Source organism: Kitasatospora sp. NPDC127060, from assembly GCF_042724935.1.
Classification (GTDB): Bacteria; Actinomycetota; Actinomycetes; order Streptomycetales; family Streptomycetaceae; genus Kitasatospora.
In genome coordinates this window covers 148,901-168,101 of record NZ_JBHXEG010000007.1, presented here as the reverse complement: position 1 = coordinate 168,101, position 19,201 = coordinate 148,901, and the positions used below count along the sequence as shown (strand labels likewise).

19 protein-coding genes and 1 tRNA gene are annotated in these 19,201 nt (G+C 72.0%); 12 read left to right on the top strand and 8 right to left on the bottom strand.

Annotation, left to right across the window (positions count from 1 at the left end; all coding sequences use genetic code 11):
- Nucleotides 1-403: 403 nt before the first annotated feature.
- The 3 genes from ACFWIS_RS06990 (at nt 404) to ACFWIS_RS06980 (ending at nt 1,946) form a co-directional block, all read left to right on the top strand.
- Nucleotides 404-485 (top strand) — tRNA-Leu (locus tag ACFWIS_RS06990).
- A gap of 141 nt (nt 486-626) precedes the next feature.
- Nucleotides 627-1,493 carry a Bax inhibitor-1/YccA family protein gene (locus ACFWIS_RS06985; RefSeq protein WP_380464138.1) on the top strand — a complete coding sequence of 289 codons (867 nt, stop codon included), beginning with the start codon at nt 627-629 and terminating at the stop codon, nt 1,491-1,493.
- Between the two features lie 84 nt (nt 1,494-1,577).
- Nucleotides 1,578-1,946: a hypothetical protein gene (locus ACFWIS_RS06980; RefSeq protein ID WP_380453756.1), complete on the top strand. Its 369-nt coding sequence runs from the start codon at nt 1,578-1,580 to the stop codon at nt 1,944-1,946.
- Between the two features lie 123 nt (nt 1,947-2,069).
- On the opposite strand, the gene ACFWIS_RS06975 is transcribed toward ACFWIS_RS06980, so the two are convergent.
- The 3 genes from ACFWIS_RS06975 to ACFWIS_RS06965 all read right to left on the bottom strand — a co-directional run bounded on the left by ACFWIS_RS06975 (nt 2,070) and on the right by ACFWIS_RS06965 (nt 5,666).
- Nucleotides 2,070-3,011, bottom strand: a complete 942-nt coding sequence (locus ACFWIS_RS06975) for a hypothetical protein (RefSeq protein ID WP_380453758.1) — start codon at nt 3,009-3,011, stop codon at nt 2,070-2,072.
- A gap of 290 nt (nt 3,012-3,301) precedes the next feature.
- Complete coding sequence (locus ACFWIS_RS06970; protein WP_380453760.1) at nt 3,302-4,522, bottom strand: acetyl-CoA C-acetyltransferase; 1,221 nt, start codon at nt 4,520-4,522, stop codon at nt 3,302-3,304.
- Between the two features lie 64 nt (nt 4,523-4,586).
- On the bottom strand, nt 4,587-5,666 hold the full coding sequence (locus ACFWIS_RS06965; RefSeq protein WP_380453762.1) for an SGNH/GDSL hydrolase family protein: 1,080 nt from the start codon (nt 5,664-5,666) through the stop codon (nt 4,587-4,589).
- A 232-nt stretch (nt 5,667-5,898) separates the two neighbouring features.
- Between ACFWIS_RS06965 and ACFWIS_RS06960 the strand changes: the two genes are divergently transcribed.
- The 3 genes from ACFWIS_RS06960 (at nt 5,899) to ACFWIS_RS06950 (ending at nt 9,646) form a co-directional block, all read left to right on the top strand.
- Nucleotides 5,899-7,299 (top strand): cystathionine beta-synthase, encoded by a 1,401-nt coding sequence (locus ACFWIS_RS06960; RefSeq protein WP_380453764.1) that lies wholly within the window; start codon nt 5,899-5,901, stop codon nt 7,297-7,299.
- 542 nt (nt 7,300-7,841) lie between these two features.
- Nucleotides 7,842-8,174 (top strand): hypothetical protein, encoded by a 333-nt coding sequence (locus ACFWIS_RS06955; protein ID WP_380453766.1) that lies wholly within the window; start codon nt 7,842-7,844, stop codon nt 8,172-8,174.
- Between the two features lie 188 nt (nt 8,175-8,362).
- Nucleotides 8,363-9,646: an Ig-like domain-containing protein gene (locus tag ACFWIS_RS06950; RefSeq protein WP_380453768.1), complete on the top strand. Its 1,284-nt coding sequence runs from the start codon at nt 8,363-8,365 to the stop codon at nt 9,644-9,646.
- A gap of 89 nt (nt 9,647-9,735) precedes the next feature.
- Here ACFWIS_RS06950 and ACFWIS_RS06945 read toward each other — a convergent pair whose 3' ends face one another.
- Entirely contained in the window at nt 9,736-10,101 is a 366-nt protein-coding gene (locus tag ACFWIS_RS06945; protein ID WP_380453769.1) for a cupin domain-containing protein, read from the bottom strand.
- 134 nt (nt 10,102-10,235) lie between these two features.
- The gene (gene msrA, locus ACFWIS_RS06940) at nt 10,236-10,901 is read right to left on the bottom strand and encodes a peptide-methionine (S)-S-oxide reductase MsrA (protein ID WP_380453771.1); all 666 of its coding nucleotides are present in this window, start codon (nt 10,899-10,901) and stop codon (nt 10,236-10,238) included.
- Between the two features lie 117 nt (nt 10,902-11,018).
- Between msrA and ACFWIS_RS06935 the strand changes: the two genes are divergently transcribed.
- Nucleotides 11,019-12,173 carry a cystathionine gamma-synthase gene (locus ACFWIS_RS06935; RefSeq protein ID WP_380453773.1) on the top strand — a complete coding sequence of 385 codons (1,155 nt, stop codon included), beginning with the start codon at nt 11,019-11,021 and terminating at the stop codon, nt 12,171-12,173.
- A 13-nt stretch (nt 12,174-12,186) separates the two neighbouring features.
- Here the strand turns inward: ACFWIS_RS06935 and ACFWIS_RS06930 are convergent, their stop codons facing one another.
- Nucleotides 12,187-12,669, bottom strand: coding sequence for a MarR family winged helix-turn-helix transcriptional regulator (locus tag ACFWIS_RS06930; protein ID WP_380453775.1), 483 nt, complete (start codon nt 12,667-12,669; stop codon nt 12,187-12,189).
- 122 nt (nt 12,670-12,791) lie between these two features.
- Between ACFWIS_RS06930 and ilvA the strand changes: the two genes are divergently transcribed.
- From ilvA to ACFWIS_RS06910, 4 genes are all read left to right on the top strand, one after another.
- Nucleotides 12,792-14,003, top strand: a complete 1,212-nt coding sequence (ilvA, locus tag ACFWIS_RS06925) for a threonine ammonia-lyase (protein ID WP_380453777.1) — start codon at nt 12,792-12,794, stop codon at nt 14,001-14,003.
- Between the two features lie 228 nt (nt 14,004-14,231).
- Nucleotides 14,232-14,684, top strand: a complete 453-nt coding sequence (locus tag ACFWIS_RS06920) for a transposase (protein ID WP_380453778.1) — start codon at nt 14,232-14,234, stop codon at nt 14,682-14,684.
- An 8-nt stretch (nt 14,685-14,692) separates the two neighbouring features.
- On the top strand, nt 14,693-15,796 hold the full coding sequence (locus ACFWIS_RS06915) for an ATP-binding cassette domain-containing protein (RefSeq protein WP_380453780.1): 1,104 nt from the start codon (nt 14,693-14,695) through the stop codon (nt 15,794-15,796).
- Between the two features lies 1 nt (nt 15,797).
- Nucleotides 15,798-16,655: an ABC transporter permease gene (locus ACFWIS_RS06910; protein WP_380453782.1), complete on the top strand. Its 858-nt coding sequence runs from the start codon at nt 15,798-15,800 to the stop codon at nt 16,653-16,655.
- Between the two features lie 147 nt (nt 16,656-16,802).
- Here the strand turns inward: ACFWIS_RS06910 and greA are convergent, their stop codons facing one another.
- Together greA and ACFWIS_RS06900 are read right to left on the bottom strand one after the other, a co-directional pair.
- A complete protein-coding gene (greA, locus tag ACFWIS_RS06905) occupies nt 16,803-17,303 on the bottom strand; it encodes a transcription elongation factor GreA (RefSeq protein WP_380453784.1) in 501 nt (166 codons plus the stop codon).
- 308 nt (nt 17,304-17,611) lie between these two features.
- Entirely contained in the window at nt 17,612-18,025 is a 414-nt protein-coding gene (locus ACFWIS_RS06900; RefSeq protein WP_380453786.1) for a DUF4307 domain-containing protein, read from the bottom strand.
- A gap of 242 nt (nt 18,026-18,267) precedes the next feature.
- On the opposite strand from ACFWIS_RS06900, the gene mca reads away from it, so the two are divergent.
- Nucleotides 18,268-19,173 carry a mycothiol conjugate amidase Mca gene (mca, locus tag ACFWIS_RS06895; RefSeq protein WP_380453788.1) on the top strand — a complete coding sequence of 302 codons (906 nt, stop codon included), beginning with the start codon at nt 18,268-18,270 and terminating at the stop codon, nt 19,171-19,173.
- Nucleotides 19,174-19,201: the final 28 nt, after the last annotated feature.

Here is a 19,201-nt window from a genome sequence, read left to right as displayed (position 1 = left end):
GTCCAGGGCGACGACCCGGGTCTCCCCCTCCCCGTAGACCTTGTTGAGGCCGGTGGCGCGGGCGGCCGCCAGGCCGGTACGGACGGCGGTTGCGGTCGACGTGGTCACGGGGGTGCTCCTTGCTGGTCCGCGGATTCGTACCTCCATGCTCGGCTGCGTGATCATGGTTCTGCGTCGCTCCGCCGAACGGTTGGCCCGACCACCGCTGGGCGTACGGGGGGACGGGACCCTCCTCCTGCGGTATGACGGGAACCCTGAGGGTGACGCGGTGGCCGGAATCGCCGTGCTTCGTGGCCGAATCCCGAACTGTTCGTCAGATGGCAAGGAAACATGACAACTTCCCGGGCTGGGAACATGCGAAAGAGTGATCCGGGCGACTACTCTCAGGGGTGGTTCGCAGGACGCCCGGATGGTGGAACGCAGACACGGGCAGCTTAAAACTGCTTGGCCGCGAGGCCGTGCCGGTTCGAGTCCGGCTCCGGGCACCGCAACGACCCGCGGGGGCGCCACCGGCGTCCCCGCCGGGAGCCGTCCACCGGATCCTCCTCGCGGCGTATCCCGGAATTTTTGCCAAGCCATTACCCTGGTACACGGGCGGTGCAGTGCCGCCACGGAGGGAATGAGCAATGAGAAGCAGCAACCCGGTCTTCTCGCGGGAGGGTTCCTTCTCCCGCGAGCCCGGCTACGCGGGGTTCGGTGGCACCGGCCAGGCCGGGAACCCGTACGGCAACCCCTACGCGGGGACGCAGTACGCCCAGCCCCAGGGGCAGGGCCCGCTGACGGACGAGCAGCTCTACGAGATGTACAACGGGCCGTCGGCCGGCCCGGCGGCCACCGGGCGGATGACGCTCGACGACGTGGTCGCCCGCACCGCCATGACGCTGCTCACCCTGGTCGCCGCCGGTGCGGTGGCCTGGTTCGCGTTGCCGTTCGAGAACTACGGCTTCGCCATCGCCGCCAGCCTGGTGGCCATGGTGGTCGGCCTGGTGGCCTCGTTCAAGCGCGACGCCAGCCCGGCGCTGATCCTGACCTACGCGGCCCTCCAGGGCTTCGCGATGGGCGCCTGGTCGCACGCGCTGAACACCATCCTGAACGGCATCGTGATCCAGGCGGTACTGGGCACGGCGGCGGTCTTCGCGGCGATGCTGTTCGCCTACAAGAGCGGCCGGATCCGGGTCACCGCGCGCTACCAGCGGATCGGCCTGGCGATCGCCATGGGCTTCGTGCTGCTGATGCTGGTCAACCTGGTCGCGATGGCCTTCGGCGCCGAGCTGGGCCTGCGCTCCGGCCCGCTGGGCATCCTGGTCGGCCTGGTCGGCATCGGGCTGGGCGCCTTCTTCCTGTCGCTGGACTTCGCGGCGATCGAGGAGGCCATCGCCCAGGGCGCCCCGCAGCGCGAGTCCTGGCGGGCGGCCTTCGGGCTCACCCTGTCGCTGGTCTGGATCTACATGGAGATGCTCCGGCTGATCGCGATCCTGCGCGGCGACGACTGACGGACCCCGCCGTCGCCTTCCACTGCCGCCGGGCCCCGGAGCACTTCGCTCCGGGGCCCGGCGGCGTTTGGTTAGGCTCCTGGCATGCATGACGTACAGCCCCTGGTCGAAGCCGTCGACGAACTGGCGGATCGTTTCCGCTCGCTGCCGCAGAGCAAGCTGCTGGGCCCGGTGCCCGGGCACGCCTCGCGGGCGGCGGCCGTGCTGGTGCTGGCCCGGCGGCTGGCCGCGCTGGCGCTGGCGGCGGAGGGCGGGCCGGAGCGGGACTTCCCGGACGCAGGGGCCTTCGCGGCGGGGGACCAGCTGGCCGTCGCCGGGCACGATCTGGCGGCCGCGCTCGCGGCGCTGCCCGAGGGGGCCGAAGTGGCCCTGCCGGACGGCCCGGTGGCGGTGGGCGAGGTGCTGGCCGGGGCGGTGGCCGCGGTGCGGGAGACGGCCGGGCGCTGCGCCTGAGGCAGTCCGGGGCAGTCCGGGGCAGTCCGGAGTCGTCCGGGGCCGGACGTGCCGGAGGCCGGCCGGATCGGTAACCCCCTCGATCCGGCCGGCCTCCGGTCCCGCCGCGTGGGCGAGACGGCGTCAGATGCTGGCGACCACCCGGTCGGCGAGCACGTAGACGGCCTCCTCGTCGGTGGAGAAGGTCAGCGAGTAGGAGCCGGAGAAGCGCGAGCCGCCGAGCAGTCGGACGTGCTCACCGGCACGGACCGCGTCGATCAGCCGGTAGGCGGCCTCCCGGTCGCCCGGGGCCACGCAGAGCGTGGTGCCGTCGGCGAAGGCGTACACGTCCAGGGTGCCCAGCGGGCCCGGGCGGACGTCGACCAGGGAGACGGCCTCCTCGGCGAGGGCGGCGAGCCGGGTGTCGGTCCACTCACGGGACGGGGCCTGGCTCGGCACGAAGTCGGGGTGCGAGGGGTGGCGGCGCGGGTCGGGCGCGGCGACCGGGGCCTCCTCCACGGCCGAATCGGCGTCCAGCAGTCCGGCCTCCAGGCCGGTGGCCAGCAGGTCGGCCTCGCGGCGGGCCCGGGCGTCGCCGGTGGCCTCGCCGACCGGGTGGCCGGGGCGCACCGGGGCGCCGCCGTCGGTGCCGGGATCCACCGGGCCGGGGCCGCCCTCGGTGATCAGGTCCTCCAGCGCGGAGCGCAGCGCCTCGCCGAACTCCGGGTCCATCGTCCCGGCGTTGTCGGCGGCGTCCTGCGGGCCGGTGGGGCGGGGGAAGAACACCGGCCACTCGTCGCTGCCGGTGAACACCCCGGCGAACGGGGAGTCGAACAGCGGCGCGTCCTCGGCCGCGCGGGCCTCCTGCTCGGCCCAGAAGGCCCGGGCCTCGGTGATCTCCCGCTCGCGGTCGGCGGCGAGCGCCTCGGCGACGGCCCGGCGTATCGCGGCCTCGTCCACCGGAGCGGGCCCGGCCTGGGGCGAGGCCTGTGCGTCGAGCCGCCGGGAGATGCCCCGGAGACGGAGCAGCACGGCGGTCGACACGGTGATCAGGATCAGCAGCAGGATGGTGTAGACGGCGCTCACGGAACGTACTCCTAGCGAGGAGCGGAACGGGGTTACGTGTCCACACTGCCCCATGGGGGGCTGTTGCCGCAGTGGCGAATGTCTAATTCGTCCGGAACTTTCGCGCTTGTCCCCAAATTGTTAGGTAACACCGTTCTACGCAGTGGAGTTGATCCGCTCCGCAGTGTCGATTTCCGGGCCGGAAATGACGAAGAAGAGGGCCGGATCGACCTCTCGGTGTGATCCGGCCCTCAATTACGCTGTGTCACTCCAAATGGGTGGTCCAGACCCTTCCGAGCGGCGGGGGATGGTCAGCTGAGGCGCTCGATGACCATCGCCATGCCCTGGCCGCCGCCGACGCACATGGTCTCCAGGCCGAACTGCTTGTCGTGCCACTGCAGGGAGTTGATCAGCGTGGTGGTGATCCGGGCGCCGGTCATGCCGAAGGGGTGGCCGACGGCGATGCCGCCGCCGTTGACGTTCAGCTTGTCCAGGTCGATGCCGAGGTCGCGGTAGGACGGGATGACCTGGGCCGCGAAGGCCTCGTTGATCTCGACCAGGTCGATGTCGTCGATGGTCAGGCCGGCCCGCCGGAGCGCCTGCTTGGAGGCCTCGACCGGGCCGTAGCCCATGATCTCGGGGGAGAGGGCGCTGACGCCGGTGGAGACCACCCGGGCGAGCGGGGTGATGCCCAGCTCGCGGGCCTTGGTGTCGGACATGATGACCAGCGCGGCGGCGCCGTCGTTCAGCGGGCAGCAGTTGCCGGCGGTGACGGTGCCGTCCGGGCGGAAGACCGGCTTCAGGCCGGACACGCCCTCCAGGGTCACGCCGGCGCGCGGGCCGTCGTCGGTGCTCACCACGGTGCCGTCCGGCAGCGTGACCGGGGTGATCTCGCGCTCCCAGAAGCCGGCCTTGATGGCGGCCTCGGCGAGGTTCTGCGAGCGGACGCCGAACTCGTCCTGCTCGGCGCGGGTGATGCCCTTGAGTGCGGCCAGGTTCTCGGCGGTCTGGCCCATCGCGATGTAGGCGTCCGGCAGCAGGCCGTCCTCGCGCGGGTCGTGCCACTCTCCGCCGCCCTCCTCGGCGCGCTTGGCGGTGCGGGCCTGGGCCTCGTCGAAGATCGGGTTCATGGTGCCCGGCATGCCGTCCGAGGTGCCCTTGATGCTGCGCGAGACGGTCTCGACACCGGCCGAGATGAAGACGTCGCCCTCGCCGGCCTTGATCGCGTGCAGTGCCATCCGCGTGGTCTGCAGCGAGGAGGAGCAGTAGCGGGTGATGGTCGCGCCGGGCAGGTAGTCCATGCCCATCTGCACGGCCACGATGCGGGCCAGGTTGTGGCCCTGCTCGCCGCCCGGCAGACCGCAGCCGAGCATCAGGTCGTCGATCTGGCGGGGGTCGAGCTGCGGGACCTTGGCCAGGGCGGCCTGGATGATGTGGGCGGTCAGGTCGTCCGGGCGGACGTCCTTGAGCGAGCCCTTGAACGCCCGGCCGATCGGCGAACGGGTGGCGCTGACGATGACGGCTTCGGGCATTGCGGGCTCCTCGCTGAGTGAACGGCGGACTGGCGGTCCGGGAGGAAAGCTACCGGTTGGTAGCTCAAGCGTCACCGGCGCCAGCGTGTGAGCTGGCCGACGTATTCCCCGGGCCCGCCCCGGGCTGCCGGGGCGCCTCCGGGCCGACCCGCAGCCGGTGGCGCAGCAGCGCCCAGCGCCGGCCCGGGTCCTCCGCGGCCACGGCCGCCACCTCGGTGCCCGCGCGTCCGGCCGCCGCCGCGGCGGCCACCGCGACCGGCAGCACCGTCTCGCCCGGCACCGTCGTCCCGTCGGGGCGGGCGGTGCCCGGGCGCTCGTCCTCCGGCCACAGGCCCAGCGCGGCGCAGACCGAGGGCAGCACGGCCATCGCGGCGGTGGCGTAGCCCTGGGCGGAGGGGTGGTAGCGGTCGGCGGCGAACATCTCCGGACGGGCGGCGAACTCCGGGCCCAGCAGCGAGCCCAGCGAGACCGTGCGCCCGCCCGCCTCCACCACCGCGATGGTCTGGGCGGCGGCCAGCTGGCGGCTCAGCCGCCGGGCCACCCAGCGCAGCGGCGGGCGCACCGGCTTGATCGTCCCGAGGTCGGGGCAGGTGCCCACCACCACCTCGCAGCCGTTGGCGCGCAGGGCCGCGACGGCCTCGCCGAGCTGGCGGACGGCGAGCTGGGCGGGGCTGTGCCGGGTCACGTCATTGGCCCCGACCATGATCACGGCGATGTCCGGGCGTTGCCGCAGGGCCTGCTCCAGCTGGCCGGAGAGGTCGGCGGAGCGGCCGCCGGAGCGGGCCACGTTGACCAGCCGCACCGGGCGCTCGGCCACCGAGGCCAGGCCGGCCGCCAGCAGCGCGCCCGGGGTCTCGCGGGCGCGGGCCACTCCGAGGCCGGCGCCGGTGGAGTCGCCGAGGACGGCCAGTACGAGCGGCGCCCGCGGGGGCGCGCAGCGGTCGGCGAAGGCCTCGCCGTAGACGCCGTCGGCCTTGGGCGGGAGCGTCTCCAGGACGCCGATGGCCTGGATGGCGAGCTTGCTCTCGGTCAGCAGCACGCCGACCAGGCCCACGCCGAGCAGGCCGAGCCCGCCGCCGCCGTAAGCCGCCGCGGTGGCGATCCGGCGGGCCACCCGGGCCCGCGAGTCCTGTCCGCCTGGCATCCGGTGCCCCCTTCGCGTCCTGGTGCCGCCCCCTCCCGGACCGCGGCCTTGTCTGCACAGCGCTCTTACCCGCGCGGAGGGCGGGAGTACCGGGGGCGCCGGTGGCGGTGGGCCATTGGTGGAGTGCGGCGGAGGGGCGGGGAGTGCGGGATAGGGAGGGCTGGGCCGGGTGTCACGCCCTAGGCTTGCGGTACCGAATGCACTCGCATGCCCATAGACCGGGAGGACCCCCGTGCGGTACCACAACTCGATCATCGACCTGGTCGGCAACACGCCGCTGGTCAAGCTGAACAAGGTCACCGAGGGCATCACCGCGACAGTGCTGGCGAAGGTCGAGTACTTCAACCCCGGCGGTTCGGTGAAGGACCGCATCGCGATGCGCATGATCGAGGCCGCCGAGGCCTCGGGCGCCCTCAAGCCGGGCGGCACGATCGTGGAGCCGACCTCCGGCAACACCGGGGTCGGCCTGGCGATCGTGGCCCAGCAGAAGGGCTACAAGTGCATCTTCGTCTGTCCCGACAAGGTGTCCACCGACAAGATCAACACCCTGCGCGCGTACGGCGCCGAGGTGGTCGTCTGCCCGACCGCCGTCGCCCCGGAGCACCCGGACTCCTACTACAACGTCTCCGACCGCCTGGTCCGCGAGACCCCGAACGCGTGGAAGCCGGACCAGTACTCCAACCCGGACAACCCGGCGTCGCACTACCACTCCACCGGTCCGGAGCTGTGGGAGCAGACCGACGGGAAGATCACCCACTTTGTAGCGGGCGTCGGCACCGGCGGCACCATCTCCGGCACCGGCAACTACCTGAAGGAGGTGTCCGGCGGGAAGGTCAAGGTCGTCGGCGCCGACCCCGAGGGCTCGGTCTACTCGGGCGGCACCGGCCGCCCGTACCTGGTCGAGGGCGTCGGTGAGGACTTCTGGCCGACCGCCTACGACCGCAGCGTCGCGGACGAGATCGTCGCGGTCTCCGACAAGGACTCGTTCCAGATGACCCGCCGCCTGGCCAAGGAGGAGGGCCTGCTGGTCGGCGGCTCCTGCGGGATGGCCGTGGTGGCCGCGCTGGAGGTGGCCAAGAAGCTCGGCCCGGACGACGTCGTCGTGGTGCTGCTGCCGGACGGTGGCCGCGGCTACCTGTCGAAGATCTTCAACGACGACTGGATGGCCGACTACGGCTTCCTGCCCTCGGCCACCGACGAGGCCCACATCAGTGAGGTGCTGGGCCGCAAGGAGAGCATCGAGCAGGGCGGCGTCCCGCAGTTCGTCCACATGCACCCCAACGAGACGGTCGCCGAGGCGGTCCGGGTGCTGCGCGAGTACGGCGTCTCGCAGATGCCGGTGGTCTCCCCGGGTGCCGGGCACCCCGACATCATGGCCGGTGAGGTGATCGGCTCCGTGGTGGAGAAGCTGCTGCTGGAGGGCATCTTCGCCAAGGAGATCGAGCTGACCGACACGCTGGACAAGGTGATGTCCAAGCCGCTGCCGGTGGTCGGCTCGGGCGAGACCGTCACCAACCTGATGACCGTGCTGGAGAAGGCCGACGCGGCGGTCGTGCTGGTGGAGGGCAAGCCGCAGGGCATCGTCACCCGCCAGGACCTGCTGGGCTTCCTGACCGGTCGCGCCGCGCACTGACGCCCGTTCGCCGGCGGCGCTGACGCCGGCTCACCACCGTTCGCCCGTGGCCTGATCCGGAGGATTCGTCCACGGGCGAAGTGGTACACCAGCGTCATCTGTCCGCAGCACGTGGTTAACAACGCCCCGGCATCGTAGTGGTCGACGGCAAGACGCCGAGCGAGGCGGCAGCGGACCACCGGGAGCGGCTCCCCGGCGGGCGCGGTCGGCTCCGGACACGTCGGACGGCCCTGACCCGGCCGCCGTGTCCGCCCTCCCCGACCGGGTACCGGAGGGAGGGGCCTCCGCGGGAGGCGCCGTCGTCCCGCCCCTGTCCGGCCGCGGCTGGTCGACAGGGTGTGGTGGCTCCCGCGGGCGAACACCGCGCCGTACGGCGCGGCTCCGCGGCTCCCGGGTGGGGGAGCCGAGCCGGAGAGCGGTGGGGCCGGTCCTGTTCCGAGGGACCGGCCCTCCCCGTGCGCCCGGGCGCCCCTGCCGTTCCGGTGTGCCGCCCGCCGTTCCCGTGCGCACCGGGTGGGCCTCGTTCCCGTACGCTCGCTGACATGACCAGCACTGAAACGACCGACGCCCCGCGCTACGTCAAGCTCAAGATCGAGCTCATCGCGGAGATCACCGACGAGGGCGCGCTCAAGGCCGCGGCCCTGCAGCAGGTCGCCGGGGACGAGTACCTCGACGACGACGAGCGCGCCCAGTCCGTCGACGCCATCGAGGTGGACCCGTCGGGTTCGCTCGCCCACTTCATCGACCCCGTCGCGCTGCTCGGCGACGTCCCGGGCGTGGAACTCGCCTCGGCGACCTGGGAGTCGGCGCAGACCGAGTTCGACCCCGAGAGCGACGAGTGGGACGAGTACTCCGTGGAGGAGTCCGCCGAATAACGGCCGTTCGTGCCGTCACCACCCGTGAACGCCCGGTCCGCCTTCGGCGGGCCGGGTGTTTTGTCCGTGCACGGCGGCACGTTGGGTCATCTCATACGATCGCTTACGCTTCGGTGATGGAACCGTGAGCGGCCGGATTGCGTTTCTGTATCCGTAATTGCCCGGGATGATCAGCAGGGAGACGCGACGTGACGGCACGGGACGGTCAGGGGCGGGTGGCCGGAAGCAGCTGGAGCCGACGCGGAGTGCTCGCGGGCCTGATCGGGGCTCCCGTACTGCTGCTCGCCGCCTGCAACGACAACAGCGGTGGCAGCGGCGGCAACGGCGGCAACGGCGGTTCCGGTTCGGGCGGCGGCAACGGCGGCTCCGGGTCCGGCGGCAGCAGCGCCCCGAAGACCTCGGCCGCGGTGATCACCGTGAGCCCCGCGGACGGCGCCACCGGCGCCAGCTTCAGCGAGCCGGTCAAGGTGACCGTCAGCAACGGCACCCTGACCAGCGTCAAGGTCACCGACTCCACCGGCAAGGAGCTGGCCGGCCAGCTCTCCGCCGACAACACCGGCTGGACCTCGGCCGCGGCCCCGGCCAGCGGGACCAAGTACTCCGTCACCGCCAGCGGCGTCGACAAGGACAAGCTGGAGGCGGACGCCAACGCCACCTTCACCACGGCGACCCCGGCCAACACCTTCGTGGGCTACTTCACCCCCGAGGACGGCTCGGTGGTCGGCGTCGGCATGCCGGTCTCGATCAACTTCAGCAAGCCGGTCACCGACAAGAAGGCCGTCCAGTCGGCGATCACCGTGATAGCCGAGCCGGGCGTCGAGATCGTCGGCCACTGGTTCTCCAGCACCCGCCTCGACTTCCGGCCGCAGGAGTACTGGGCCAAGGGCACCAAGGTCACCCTCAAGCTGCGGCTCAAGGACGTCGAGGGCGCCAAGGGCGTCTACGGCACCCAGTCCAAGGACGTCAGCTTCACCATCGGCCGGGCCCAGACCAGCGTCGCCGACCTCGCCACCAAGAAGCTCACCGTGACCACGGACGGCGCCGTCAGCGCCGTCTACAAGATCTCCGGCGGCTCCCCCGAACACACCACCTGGGGCGGCAAGATGGTCATCTCCGAGCAGTTCACCCAGACCCGGATGAACTCGCAGACCGTCAACCTGGGCAGCGAGTACGACATCGCCGACGTGCCGCACGCCCAGCGCCTCACCACCTCCGGCACCTTCATCCACGGCAACTACTGGTCGTCGTCGTCGATCTTCGGCGGGCAGAACACCAGCCACGGGTGCGTCGGCCTGCAGGACGCCAAGGGCGCCCAGGACAGCAGCACGGACGGCTACAAGTTCTACAAGTCCTCGATCGTCGGCGACGTGGTCGAGGTCGTGAACTCCGGCGACAAGACCGTCGCCCCGGACAACGGCCTGAACGGCTGGAACCTCAGCTGGGCCGACTGGAAGGCCGGCAGCGCCGTCTGACCCACCCCTGCGGAAGACCCCTCGGACGGACCGGACTTCGCGGTCCGCCCGAGGGATCGGGTCCGGCGCCGGCCCTGCCGTTCGGCGCCCTAGCCGCGTCGCGCGTAGTCCGCGAAGCCCTGCCAGTCCACGATCACGCACGGTTCGTCGCCGAGGATCCAGGCGTCGTGCCCGGGCGGGCAGATCATGAAGTCACCGGGGCCGAACTCGGCCTGCTCGCCGTCGTCCATGACGATCTTCATCCGGCCCGAGACCACGTACCCCGTGTGGGCGGCCTCGCAGCTGTCGGTCTCGGCGATCGGCTTGATGTGCTTGGACCACTGCCACCCGGGTTGGAACACCGCCCGGCCCACCGGTCCGGCGTCCAGGTTGACCAGGCGCAGTTCCCCCGTGCCCTCCTCGAAGGGGCGGACTTCCTCGGGATCGTCGAAGTTCTTGCGGACGAGACCGGACATGGCACGACTCCTCTCCACGAGGGTGGCCCGGCCACCGGGGGGGCCGGGCCGCCCTACCGGTGTCTCCAGTCTGCGCCCGGATCGGGGCACGGTCACGTTGGGTGGCCGCGCCCCGGACCCGCTCCCGGGTGGGGTCAGCCCTCGGTGCGGGCCACTCCGATCGGGCAGGAGGCCCCCGTGCCGCCGAGACCGCAGTAGCCGTTGGGGTTCTTGGCGTCCGACAGGTACTGCTGGTGGTACGGCTCGGCCGGGTAGAACGGGCCGGCCGGGGCGATCTCGGTGGTGATCGGGCCGTGGCCGAGCGCGGTCAGCGCGGGCTGGAAGGCGTCCCGGGTGGCGGCCGCGGCGGCGGCCTGGGCAGGGGAGTGGGTGTAGAGCGCGGAGCGGTACTGGGTGCCCACGTCATTGCCCTGGCGGTTGCCCTGGGTCGGGTCGTGGGCCTCCCAGAAGGCCTTCAGCAGCCGCTCGTAGGAGATCACCGCCGGGTCGAAGACCACCCGGACCGCCTCGGTGTGCCCGGTCAGCCCGCTGCACACCTCCTCGTACGTCGGGTTGGGCGTGTGGCCGCCCTGGTAGCCGACCAGCGTCGTCCAGACGCCGGGCAGCCGCCAGAACGTGCGCTCGGCGCCCCAGAAGCAGCCCAGCCCGAAGTCGGCCACCTCCAGCCCCTCCGGGTACGGGCCGGTGAGCGGGTGGCCGAGCACGGTGTGCGGCTCGGTCAGGGTGAAGCCCGCGGCCGGGCGGCCGGGCAGCGCCTGGTCGGCGGGGACGAGCGAGGACTTGTGGCGGTCGAACAGCACGGCCTGCTCCAGCGGGGTAGGAAGGGTTGCCCCGTGGTGAACGCACCGGACGGCCCGCGGATTCCGGTCCGGGCATTCCGGCGGGCGTCCGGCCGTCCGGCCGTTAGGCTCGGAGCCATGACCGAGCACCAGCTTCCCCACGGCTTCGAGACCCTCGCCATCCACGCGGGTCAGGAAGCAGACCCCCAGACCGGGGCCGTCGTCACGCCGATCTACCAGGTGTCCACCTACAAGCAGGACGGGGTGGGCGGCCTGCGGGGCGGCTACGAGTACAGCCGCAGCGCCAACCCGACCCGAACCGCGCTGGAGGAGTGCCTCGCCGCGCTCGAGGGCGGCGCCCGCGGCCTGGCCTTCGCCTCCGGCCTCGCGGCCGAGGACACCCTGCTGCGCACCATCCTCAAGCCGGGCGACCACATCGTGATCCCCAACGACGCCTACGGCGGCACCTTCCGGCTGTTCGCCAAGGTGCTGACCCGCTGGGGCGTCGAGTTCTCCGTCGCCAACACCCAGAAGCTGGACGACGTCCGCGCCGCGCTGCGCCCCAACACCCGCGCGGTGTGGGTGGAGACCCCGTCCAACCCGCTGCTGGGCATCACCGACCTGGCCGGCCTCGCCGAGGTCGCGCACGGTGCCGGCGCGCTGCTGGTGGTCGACAACACCTTCGCCAGCCCGTACCTGCAGCAGCCGATCGCGCTCGGCGCGGACGCGGTCGTGCACTCCACCACCAAGTACATGGGCGGCCACTCCGACGTCGTCGGCGGCGCCCTGGTGCTGGCCGAGGCGGGCCTCGGCGAGGAGGTCGCGTACCACCAGAACGCGATGGGCGCCGTCTCCGGGCCGTTCGACGCCTGGCTGGTGCTGCGCGGCATCAAGACCCTGGGCGTCCGGATGGACCGGCACAGCTCCAACGCGGAGAAGGTCGCCGAGCTGCTGGCGAGCCACCCCAAGGTCAGCCAGGTGCTGTACCCGGGCCTGCCCGAGCACCCCGGGCACGACATCGCCGCCAAGCAGATGAAGGCCTTCGGCGGCATGGTCTCGTTCCGGGTCGCCGGCGGCGAGGAGGCAGCCGTCGAGGTCTGCAACCGCGCGCAGCTGTTCACCCTGGGCGAGTCGCTGGGCGGCGTGGAGTCGCTGATCGAGCACCCGGGCCGGATGACCCACGCCTCGGCGGCCGGTTCGCCGCTGGAGGTGCCGGCAGACCTGGTGCGCGTCTCGGTCGGCATCGAGTCGATCGACGACCTGCTGGCCGACCTCAAGCAGGCGCTGGGCTAGGCGGTTTACCGCGTCACTGCCCCTGCTGGTCCGCCGTGTACGACTCCATCGCGTGGTTGAAGCGGGCCAGCAGGGCGCAGAACGCCCGCTGTTCCTCGGGTGGCCAGTCGGCCGTCAGGCGGCGGGTCAACTCAGCCCGGCCGTCCCGGACTTCGGCGAGTCGGCCGGTGCCGCAGGCGGTCAGTGCGAGCCGTACGGCGCGACGGTCGGCCGGGTCCTGCACCCGGCCGACCAGCCCGGCCGCGACCAGCGGGGCGACCTGGCGGGTCACCGTGGAGGAGTCCACGCCGAGCGCCTCGGCCAGCGCCTTGACGTTCGCCGGTCCGTGCCGCTCCAGGCGGTCGAGCAGCAGGTAGGCGGCCCGGTCCAAGGTGCCGACGCCGCTGCCGGAGGACCGGACCTGTTCCATCCGGCGGGCGAACACCGCCAGCTGGTACTGGAGTTGGGTGTGTACGGGCTCGGTTCGGTCGGTGGCCTGGGGCGAGGGCGTCGTCATCGCGGCTCACGATCGTCATGCGGTGAGAGAAGCTCAGAAGCAGCAGCGTACGCGGGCGGAGCGGGCCCGGGAACAGGCCCGACGTCCCGTCTTGCCGGTGCCGGCACCCCTAGGCTGGGATCATGCACAACTGGCCGATCACCCTCGACGACGTCCGCGGCGCCCAGAAGATGCTCGCCGGGGTCGCCCGGGTGACCCCGATGGAGGGCAGCCGGCACCTGTCCGGGCTGATCGGCGCGCCGGTCCACCTGAAGTGCGAGAACCTCCAGCGCACCGGGTCCTTCAAACTGCGCGGGGCGTACGTGCGGATCGCGGGGCTCTCGCCGGTGCAGCGGGCCGGCGGGGTGGTGGCGGCCAGCGCCGGGAACCACGCCCAGGGGGTGGCCCTCGCGGCCGCGCTGCTGGGGGTGCGCTCGACCGTGTTCATGCCGGTCGCGGCGCCGCTGCCGAAGGTCGCCGCGACCCGTGACTACGGCGCCGAGGTCCGGCTGCACGGCGCCACCGTGGACGAGGCGCTGCAGGCCGCGCAGCGGTACTCGGAGGCGACCGGCGCGGTGTTCATCCACCCCTTCGACCACTGGGACGTGGTCACCGGCCAGGCGACCGTCGGCCTGGAGATCCTGGAGCAGTGCCCCGAGGTGCGCACCATCCTGGTCGGGGTGGGCGGCGGCGGGCTGCTGGCCGGGATCGCGGCGGCGGTCAAGCCGCTGCGGCCGGACGTCCGGGTGGTCGGGGTGCAGGCGGCGGGCGCGGCCGCGTACCCGCCCTCGCTGGCGGCCGGGCGGCCGGTGTCGCTGGAGCACTACGCGACCATGGCCGACGGGATCATGGTCGGGCGGCCCGGGGACATCCCGTTCGAGGTGGTCAACACGCTGGCGGACGGCGTCCGTACGGTCTCCGAGGACGCCCTGTCGCGGGCCCTGCTGCTCGGGCTGGAACGGCTGAAGCTGGTGGTCGAGCCGGCCGGGGCGGCCCCGATCGCGGCCCTGCTGGAACAGCCGGACTCCTTCGAGGGCCCGGTGGTGGCGGTGCTGTCCGGTGGCAACATCGACCCGCAGCTGATGCAGCGGGTGCTGCGGCACGGGCTGGCGGCGGCCGGGCGCTACCTGTCGCTGCGGGTGCGGCTGGCGGACAAGCCGGGCTCGCTGGCGGACCTGCTGGGGGTGCTGACCGGGGTGGACGCCAATGTGCTGGACGTCGCGCACGTCCGGATCGACCCGCGGCTGGGGCTGACCGAGGTCGAGGTGGACCTGCACCTGGAGACCAAGGGGCCGGAGCACTGCGCGCTGGTGGTCGGCGAGCTGCGGGACGCGGGGTACGTGGTCGCCGACTGACAGTGATGATGTTCGTGGCGATGTTGCCAGCGGGTCTGACCCACCGACTGACTGACGCTTCGGCTGTCCTGTTTGCGATTTGTCGGCTCGCTGGCGGCGTCGCCATGCACGCGGCCGGACGGGTGCTTGTGACTTCGTAGGAGCCTGGCCAGAGGCCCCGTCACTGTCTTGTCCACCCGCCCGACCGGCGCGTGCCGCCCTCGGCTCGGACAAGCGACAAGGACGGACATGACCAGCATGACGCACGACGGTCCGGCGATCACCGGCGGAGTCGATACCCACGGCCTGACCCACCACGCGGCGGTGATCGACCCTCTTGGCCGGCATCTCGCCGATCGGGAGTTCCCGGCCACGGTCAGCGGCTATCGGGACCTGCTGGACTGGATGTGCTCGTACGGCGCCCTGACGGCGGTCGGGGTGGAGGGCACCGGTGCCTACGGCGCCGAGCTCGCCCGAGTACTGACCGCGGGGTGCGTGGGCGCCGACCGGGCGCGCGTTCGCCGGTCCCGTCAGGCGGCGGTTCCGTCAATTCCCTTGACGCGATGTATCGCGAGTTGCCAGACTCACGATACATCGCGTTCTGTGTCGGTGGCCGAGAACGGGGGCCGAGAACCGAGTCGCCCGCGCGCCCGTTCCAGGGGCAAAGTGGGACAGATCGCTCACCTTCGTCCGAGGAGATGAGGCAGGCCATGGCGCCAGCCATCCAAGCCGAGAACCTGGTGAAGACCTTCGGCGACGTACGGGCCCTGGACGGCGTCAGCCTGGACGTCCCCGAGGGCACGGTGCTCGGGCTGCTCGGCCCGAACGGCGCCGGGAAGACCACCACCGTGCGCGTCCTCACCACCCTGCTCCGCCCCGACTCCGGCCGCGCGGTGGTGTCCGGCGTCGACGTCCTCAAGCACCCGAACCAGGTCCGCAGCCTGATCGGACTGTCCGGCCAGTACGCGGCGGTCGACGAGTACCTGACCGGCTTCGAGAACCTCACCATGGTCGGCGAGCTGTACCAGATGCGCACCCGCGACGCGAAGGCCCGCGCGCTGGAGCTGCTGGAGTGGTTCAACCTCACCGAGGCCAAGGACCGCATCGCCAAGACCTACTCCGGTGGCATGCGCCGCCGCCTCGACCTCGCCGCCGCGCTGGTCGTCCGCCCGCCGGTGATGTTCCTGGACGAGCCGACCACCGGCCTCGACCCGCGCAACCGGCTGGCGCTCTGGGAGGTCATCGAGACCCTGGTCGAGCAGGGCACCACGCTGCTGCTCACCACCCAGTACCTGGAGGAGGCCGACCGGCTCGCCCACGACATCGCGGTGGTCGACCACGGCCGGGTGATCGCCCGCGGCACCGCCGACCAGCTCAAGGCGCAGATCGGCGGCGAGCGGATCGAGGTGGTGGTGCACGACCCGGGCCTGGTCGCGGACGCCGTCGCGGCCCTCTCCGGGTACGCCCTGGGCGAGCCGGCGGTGGAGAAGAACACCCGGAGGATCACCGTGCCGGTCAGCGGCGGCGCCCGGGTGCTCGCCGACGCGATCCGCGAACTGGACGGCCGGGGCATCGAGATCGACGACATCGGGCTGCGCCGCCCGACCCTGGACGACGTCTTCCTCACCCTCACCGGCCATGCCGCCGAGTCGGCCGAGTCGGCCGAGGGGGACGGCGGCGGGGCGGGTGGCAAGGGCCGTGGTCGGGGTGGCCGGGGTCGGGGGAACGGCGGAGGCGGCGCGGACGGCGCCGACGGCGGCGAGGGCCCGGGGCCCGACCAGCAGCAGGCCGTCACGGCCGGAACGGAGCGCTGAGATGAGCACCGCCACCGAGCACGCCATCGGCGAGGCGATGCCGACGCCCCGCCGGGGCCTGTCCGCGACCCTGCACGACTCCTGGGTGGTCGCCAAGCGCAATCTGCGCAGAATGTCCAGGATTCCCGAAATCGTGGTGTTCGGGCTCATGCAGCCGGTCATGTTCGTGCTGCTGTTCTCGTACGTCATGGGCGGGGCGATCAAGATCCCCGGGACGAACTCCAGCTCCGCCACGTACATCCAGTTCCTGATGGCCGGCATCTTCGCCCAGACCGTCACCTTCGCCGTCGCCGGCGCCTCGGCCGGCATCGCGGAGGACATGACCAAGGGCCTGGTGGACCGCTTCCGCTCGCTGCCGATGGCCCGCTCGGCGGTGCTGGTCGGCCGCACCCTCGCGGACCTCTGCCAGACCGCGTTCACCCTGGTGGTGCTGGCGCTGGTCGCGCTGCTGGTCGGCTGGCGGGTGCACGACGGGGTGCTCAGGGCGCTCGGCGCCTTCGGGCTGCTGCTCCTGCTCGGCTACGCCTTCTCCTGGATCGGCGCGCTGATCGGCCTCTCGGTGCGCAGCCCCGAGGCGGCCACTTCGGCCGGGCTGATCTGGCTGTTCCCGCTGACCTTCGTGTCCAACGCCTTCGTGCCGGTCAGCTCGATGCCGGGCTGGCTGCAGGGCGTGGCGTACTGGAACCCGTTCAGCGCGACGGTGCAGGCCTGCCGGGAGCTCTTCGGCAACCAGGTCGGGCCGGTGGACAGCGCCTGGCCGATGCAGCACGCGGCGCTGGTGTCGGTGCTGTGGTCGCTGGTGATCACGGCGGTGTTCTCCTGGCTGTCGGTGCGCAAGTACCGCTCGGCCGTGGGGTGAACCGTCCGGTTGTCGGTGCGCGAGTACCGCTCGGCCGTGGGGTGAACCGTCGCGGTCGGCCGTGAACGCCCGAGGGCGGCTGAGGAGTCCGGGGACTCCTCAGCCGCCCTCGGCGGTGTGTCGGTGTGTCGGTGCTCGGGGGCCGGCTCAGCCGGCGTGCGGCACGACCTTGACGACCTTCACCATGGCCGGCTTGCCGTTCGGCAGCTCGTAGGTGGCCTCGTCGCCGATCTTCTTGCCGTCGATCGCGCGGCCGAGCGGCGACTGCGGCGAGTAGACGTCCAGGTCATCGGTGTTGGCGACCTCGCGGGAGGCGAGCAGGAACTCCATCAGGTCGTCCTCGTCGCCGTCGAACGCGACCGTGACGATCATTCCCGGGGCCACGACGCCGGAGTCGGCCGGGGCCTCGCCGACCTTCGCGCGCTCCAGCAGCTGGGTCAGCTGGCGGATGCGCAGCTCGTACTTGCCCTGCTCCTCCTTCGCCGCGTGGTAGCCGGCGTTCTCCTTGAGGTCGCCCTCCTCGCGCGCCGCCTCGATCTTCTGGGCGATCTCGATGCGCCAGGGCCCGGTCAGGTGATCCAGCTCGGCCTTGAGCTGGTCATAGCCGGCCTGAGTGAGCCAGGTCACGTTCTCACTGGTCTGGGTCACGGGTGCTCCTCGTAGGTGCTGGGGCGGTGCTGAGGGTGTGCGTCGTCAGCAGGGTCGACGGTGATATCGGTCTCAACTACAAAGCAACGCCCGCTCCCGTACCATCCGGTGCGGAAGGGGCGAAACCACGAGCCTAACAAGTCCTGCCGACAAGCGGGAGAGGCGTTGTCGCGGCATTGACGGTGTCGTTGCGCCACGGTGTACGGCAACCGGGTGCGGGACTCCCTACGGATGCCCGCTCCGCTGAACGAATATGCGTCCGCGGGCCCTTTCCGGGTGCTCGGCGGCCCGCGCCGCCCTGCCCCGGCTCACTTCGCCGGGGTGCAGCCCAGCAGTTCGGCGGTGGTCCCCCGGGCGGTGGTGCGCAGGGTGACGGTGGCCTCGTAGCTCGACCCGGCCGCCGGGACCGGGAAGTCGGCCACCCCGACCACCGCGTGGTCGTCGCTCTGCGAGCGGACCGTACAGGTGCCGGCCGTCCCGTCGCTCTTGCGCACGGTCAGGTGCAGCTGCACCTCGGAGTCGGAGAGCACCTGGAAGGTCGGCACCGAACCGTTGATCTTCGACTCGCGCAGCAGGTAGGAGCCGCCCAGCCAGGCGATCAGCCCCAGGCCGAGCACGCCGCAGACCGCGCCGATCACCTTCAGGCGGCGGTCCGACTCGCCGTCGCCGCCGCGGCCGTAGCGCCCCTCGGGCGGCCGCGGGGCGGTGCTCTGTGCAGTCATCGGACTCCGTCCTCTCCTGGGGAGGAGCCGTGCGGGCGGTGCTGGGGAATGCGACGGTCCTCCATTCCGTCACTATAGGAGGGGCACGCCCGCGGCCGGTCCGGCGGGGGCGGGGCTCGGCCGCGCCGGAGACCGGCACCGCAGGCCGGCCTTGCGGCGACGCGGTCCCGAAGTGAGCGGTTCGTACGGTGGGCAGACCGGACTTCGCGGAACGCCCGACGATGTGGAAGGAACGCAAGGCGTTGACTGAGCAGTTGCGACTGATGGCGGTGCACGCCCACCCGGACGACGAGTCCAGCAAGGGCGCGGCCACCATGGCCAGGTACGTCGAGCAGGGTGTGGACGTGCTGGTGGCCACCTGCACGGGGGGCGAGCGCGGGTCGGTTCTCAACCCCAAGCTCCAGGGGGACCCGTACATCGAGGAGAACATCCACGAGGTGCGCCGCAAGGAGATGGACGAGGCGCGGGCGATCCTCGGCGTCAAGCAGGCCTGGCTGGGCTTCGTCGACTCCGGCCTCCCGGAGGGCGACCCGCTGCCCCCGCTGCCCGAGGGCTGCTTCGCCCTGGAGGACGTCAAGGAGGCGGCCGAGCCGCTGGTCCGGCTGATCCGCGAGTTCAAGCCGCAGGTCATCACGACCTACGACGAGAACGGCGGCTACCCGCACCCGGACCACATCATGACCCACAAGATCACCATGCTGGCCTTCGACGCCGCCGGTGACCCGGACGCCTACCCCGAGGCCGGCGAGCCCTGGCAGCCGCTCAAGCTCTACTACAACCACGGCTTCCCGATGGGCCGCATCCGCGCCCTGCACCAGTACCTCACCGAGCACGGCCAGGACTCCCCGTACGGCGAGTGGATCGCCGGCTGGGAGAAGAGCGGCCGCAAGGAGCGCGAGATCACCACCCGGGTGCGCTGCGACGACTGGTTCGAGACCCGCGACCGCGCCCTGATCGCCCACGCCACCCAGATCGACCCGGACGGCCCGTGGTTCCGCGTCCCGCTCGACGTCCAGCGCGAGGTCTGGCCCACCGAGGACTACGAACTCGCCCGTACCCTGGTCGACGTGGACCTCCCGGAGGACGACCTGTTCGCCGGACTGCGCACCCTCACCCTGGCGGCCGAAGCCGCTGACACGCGCGACTGACCCACCCCCGACGGCCCGGCCCGGCGTG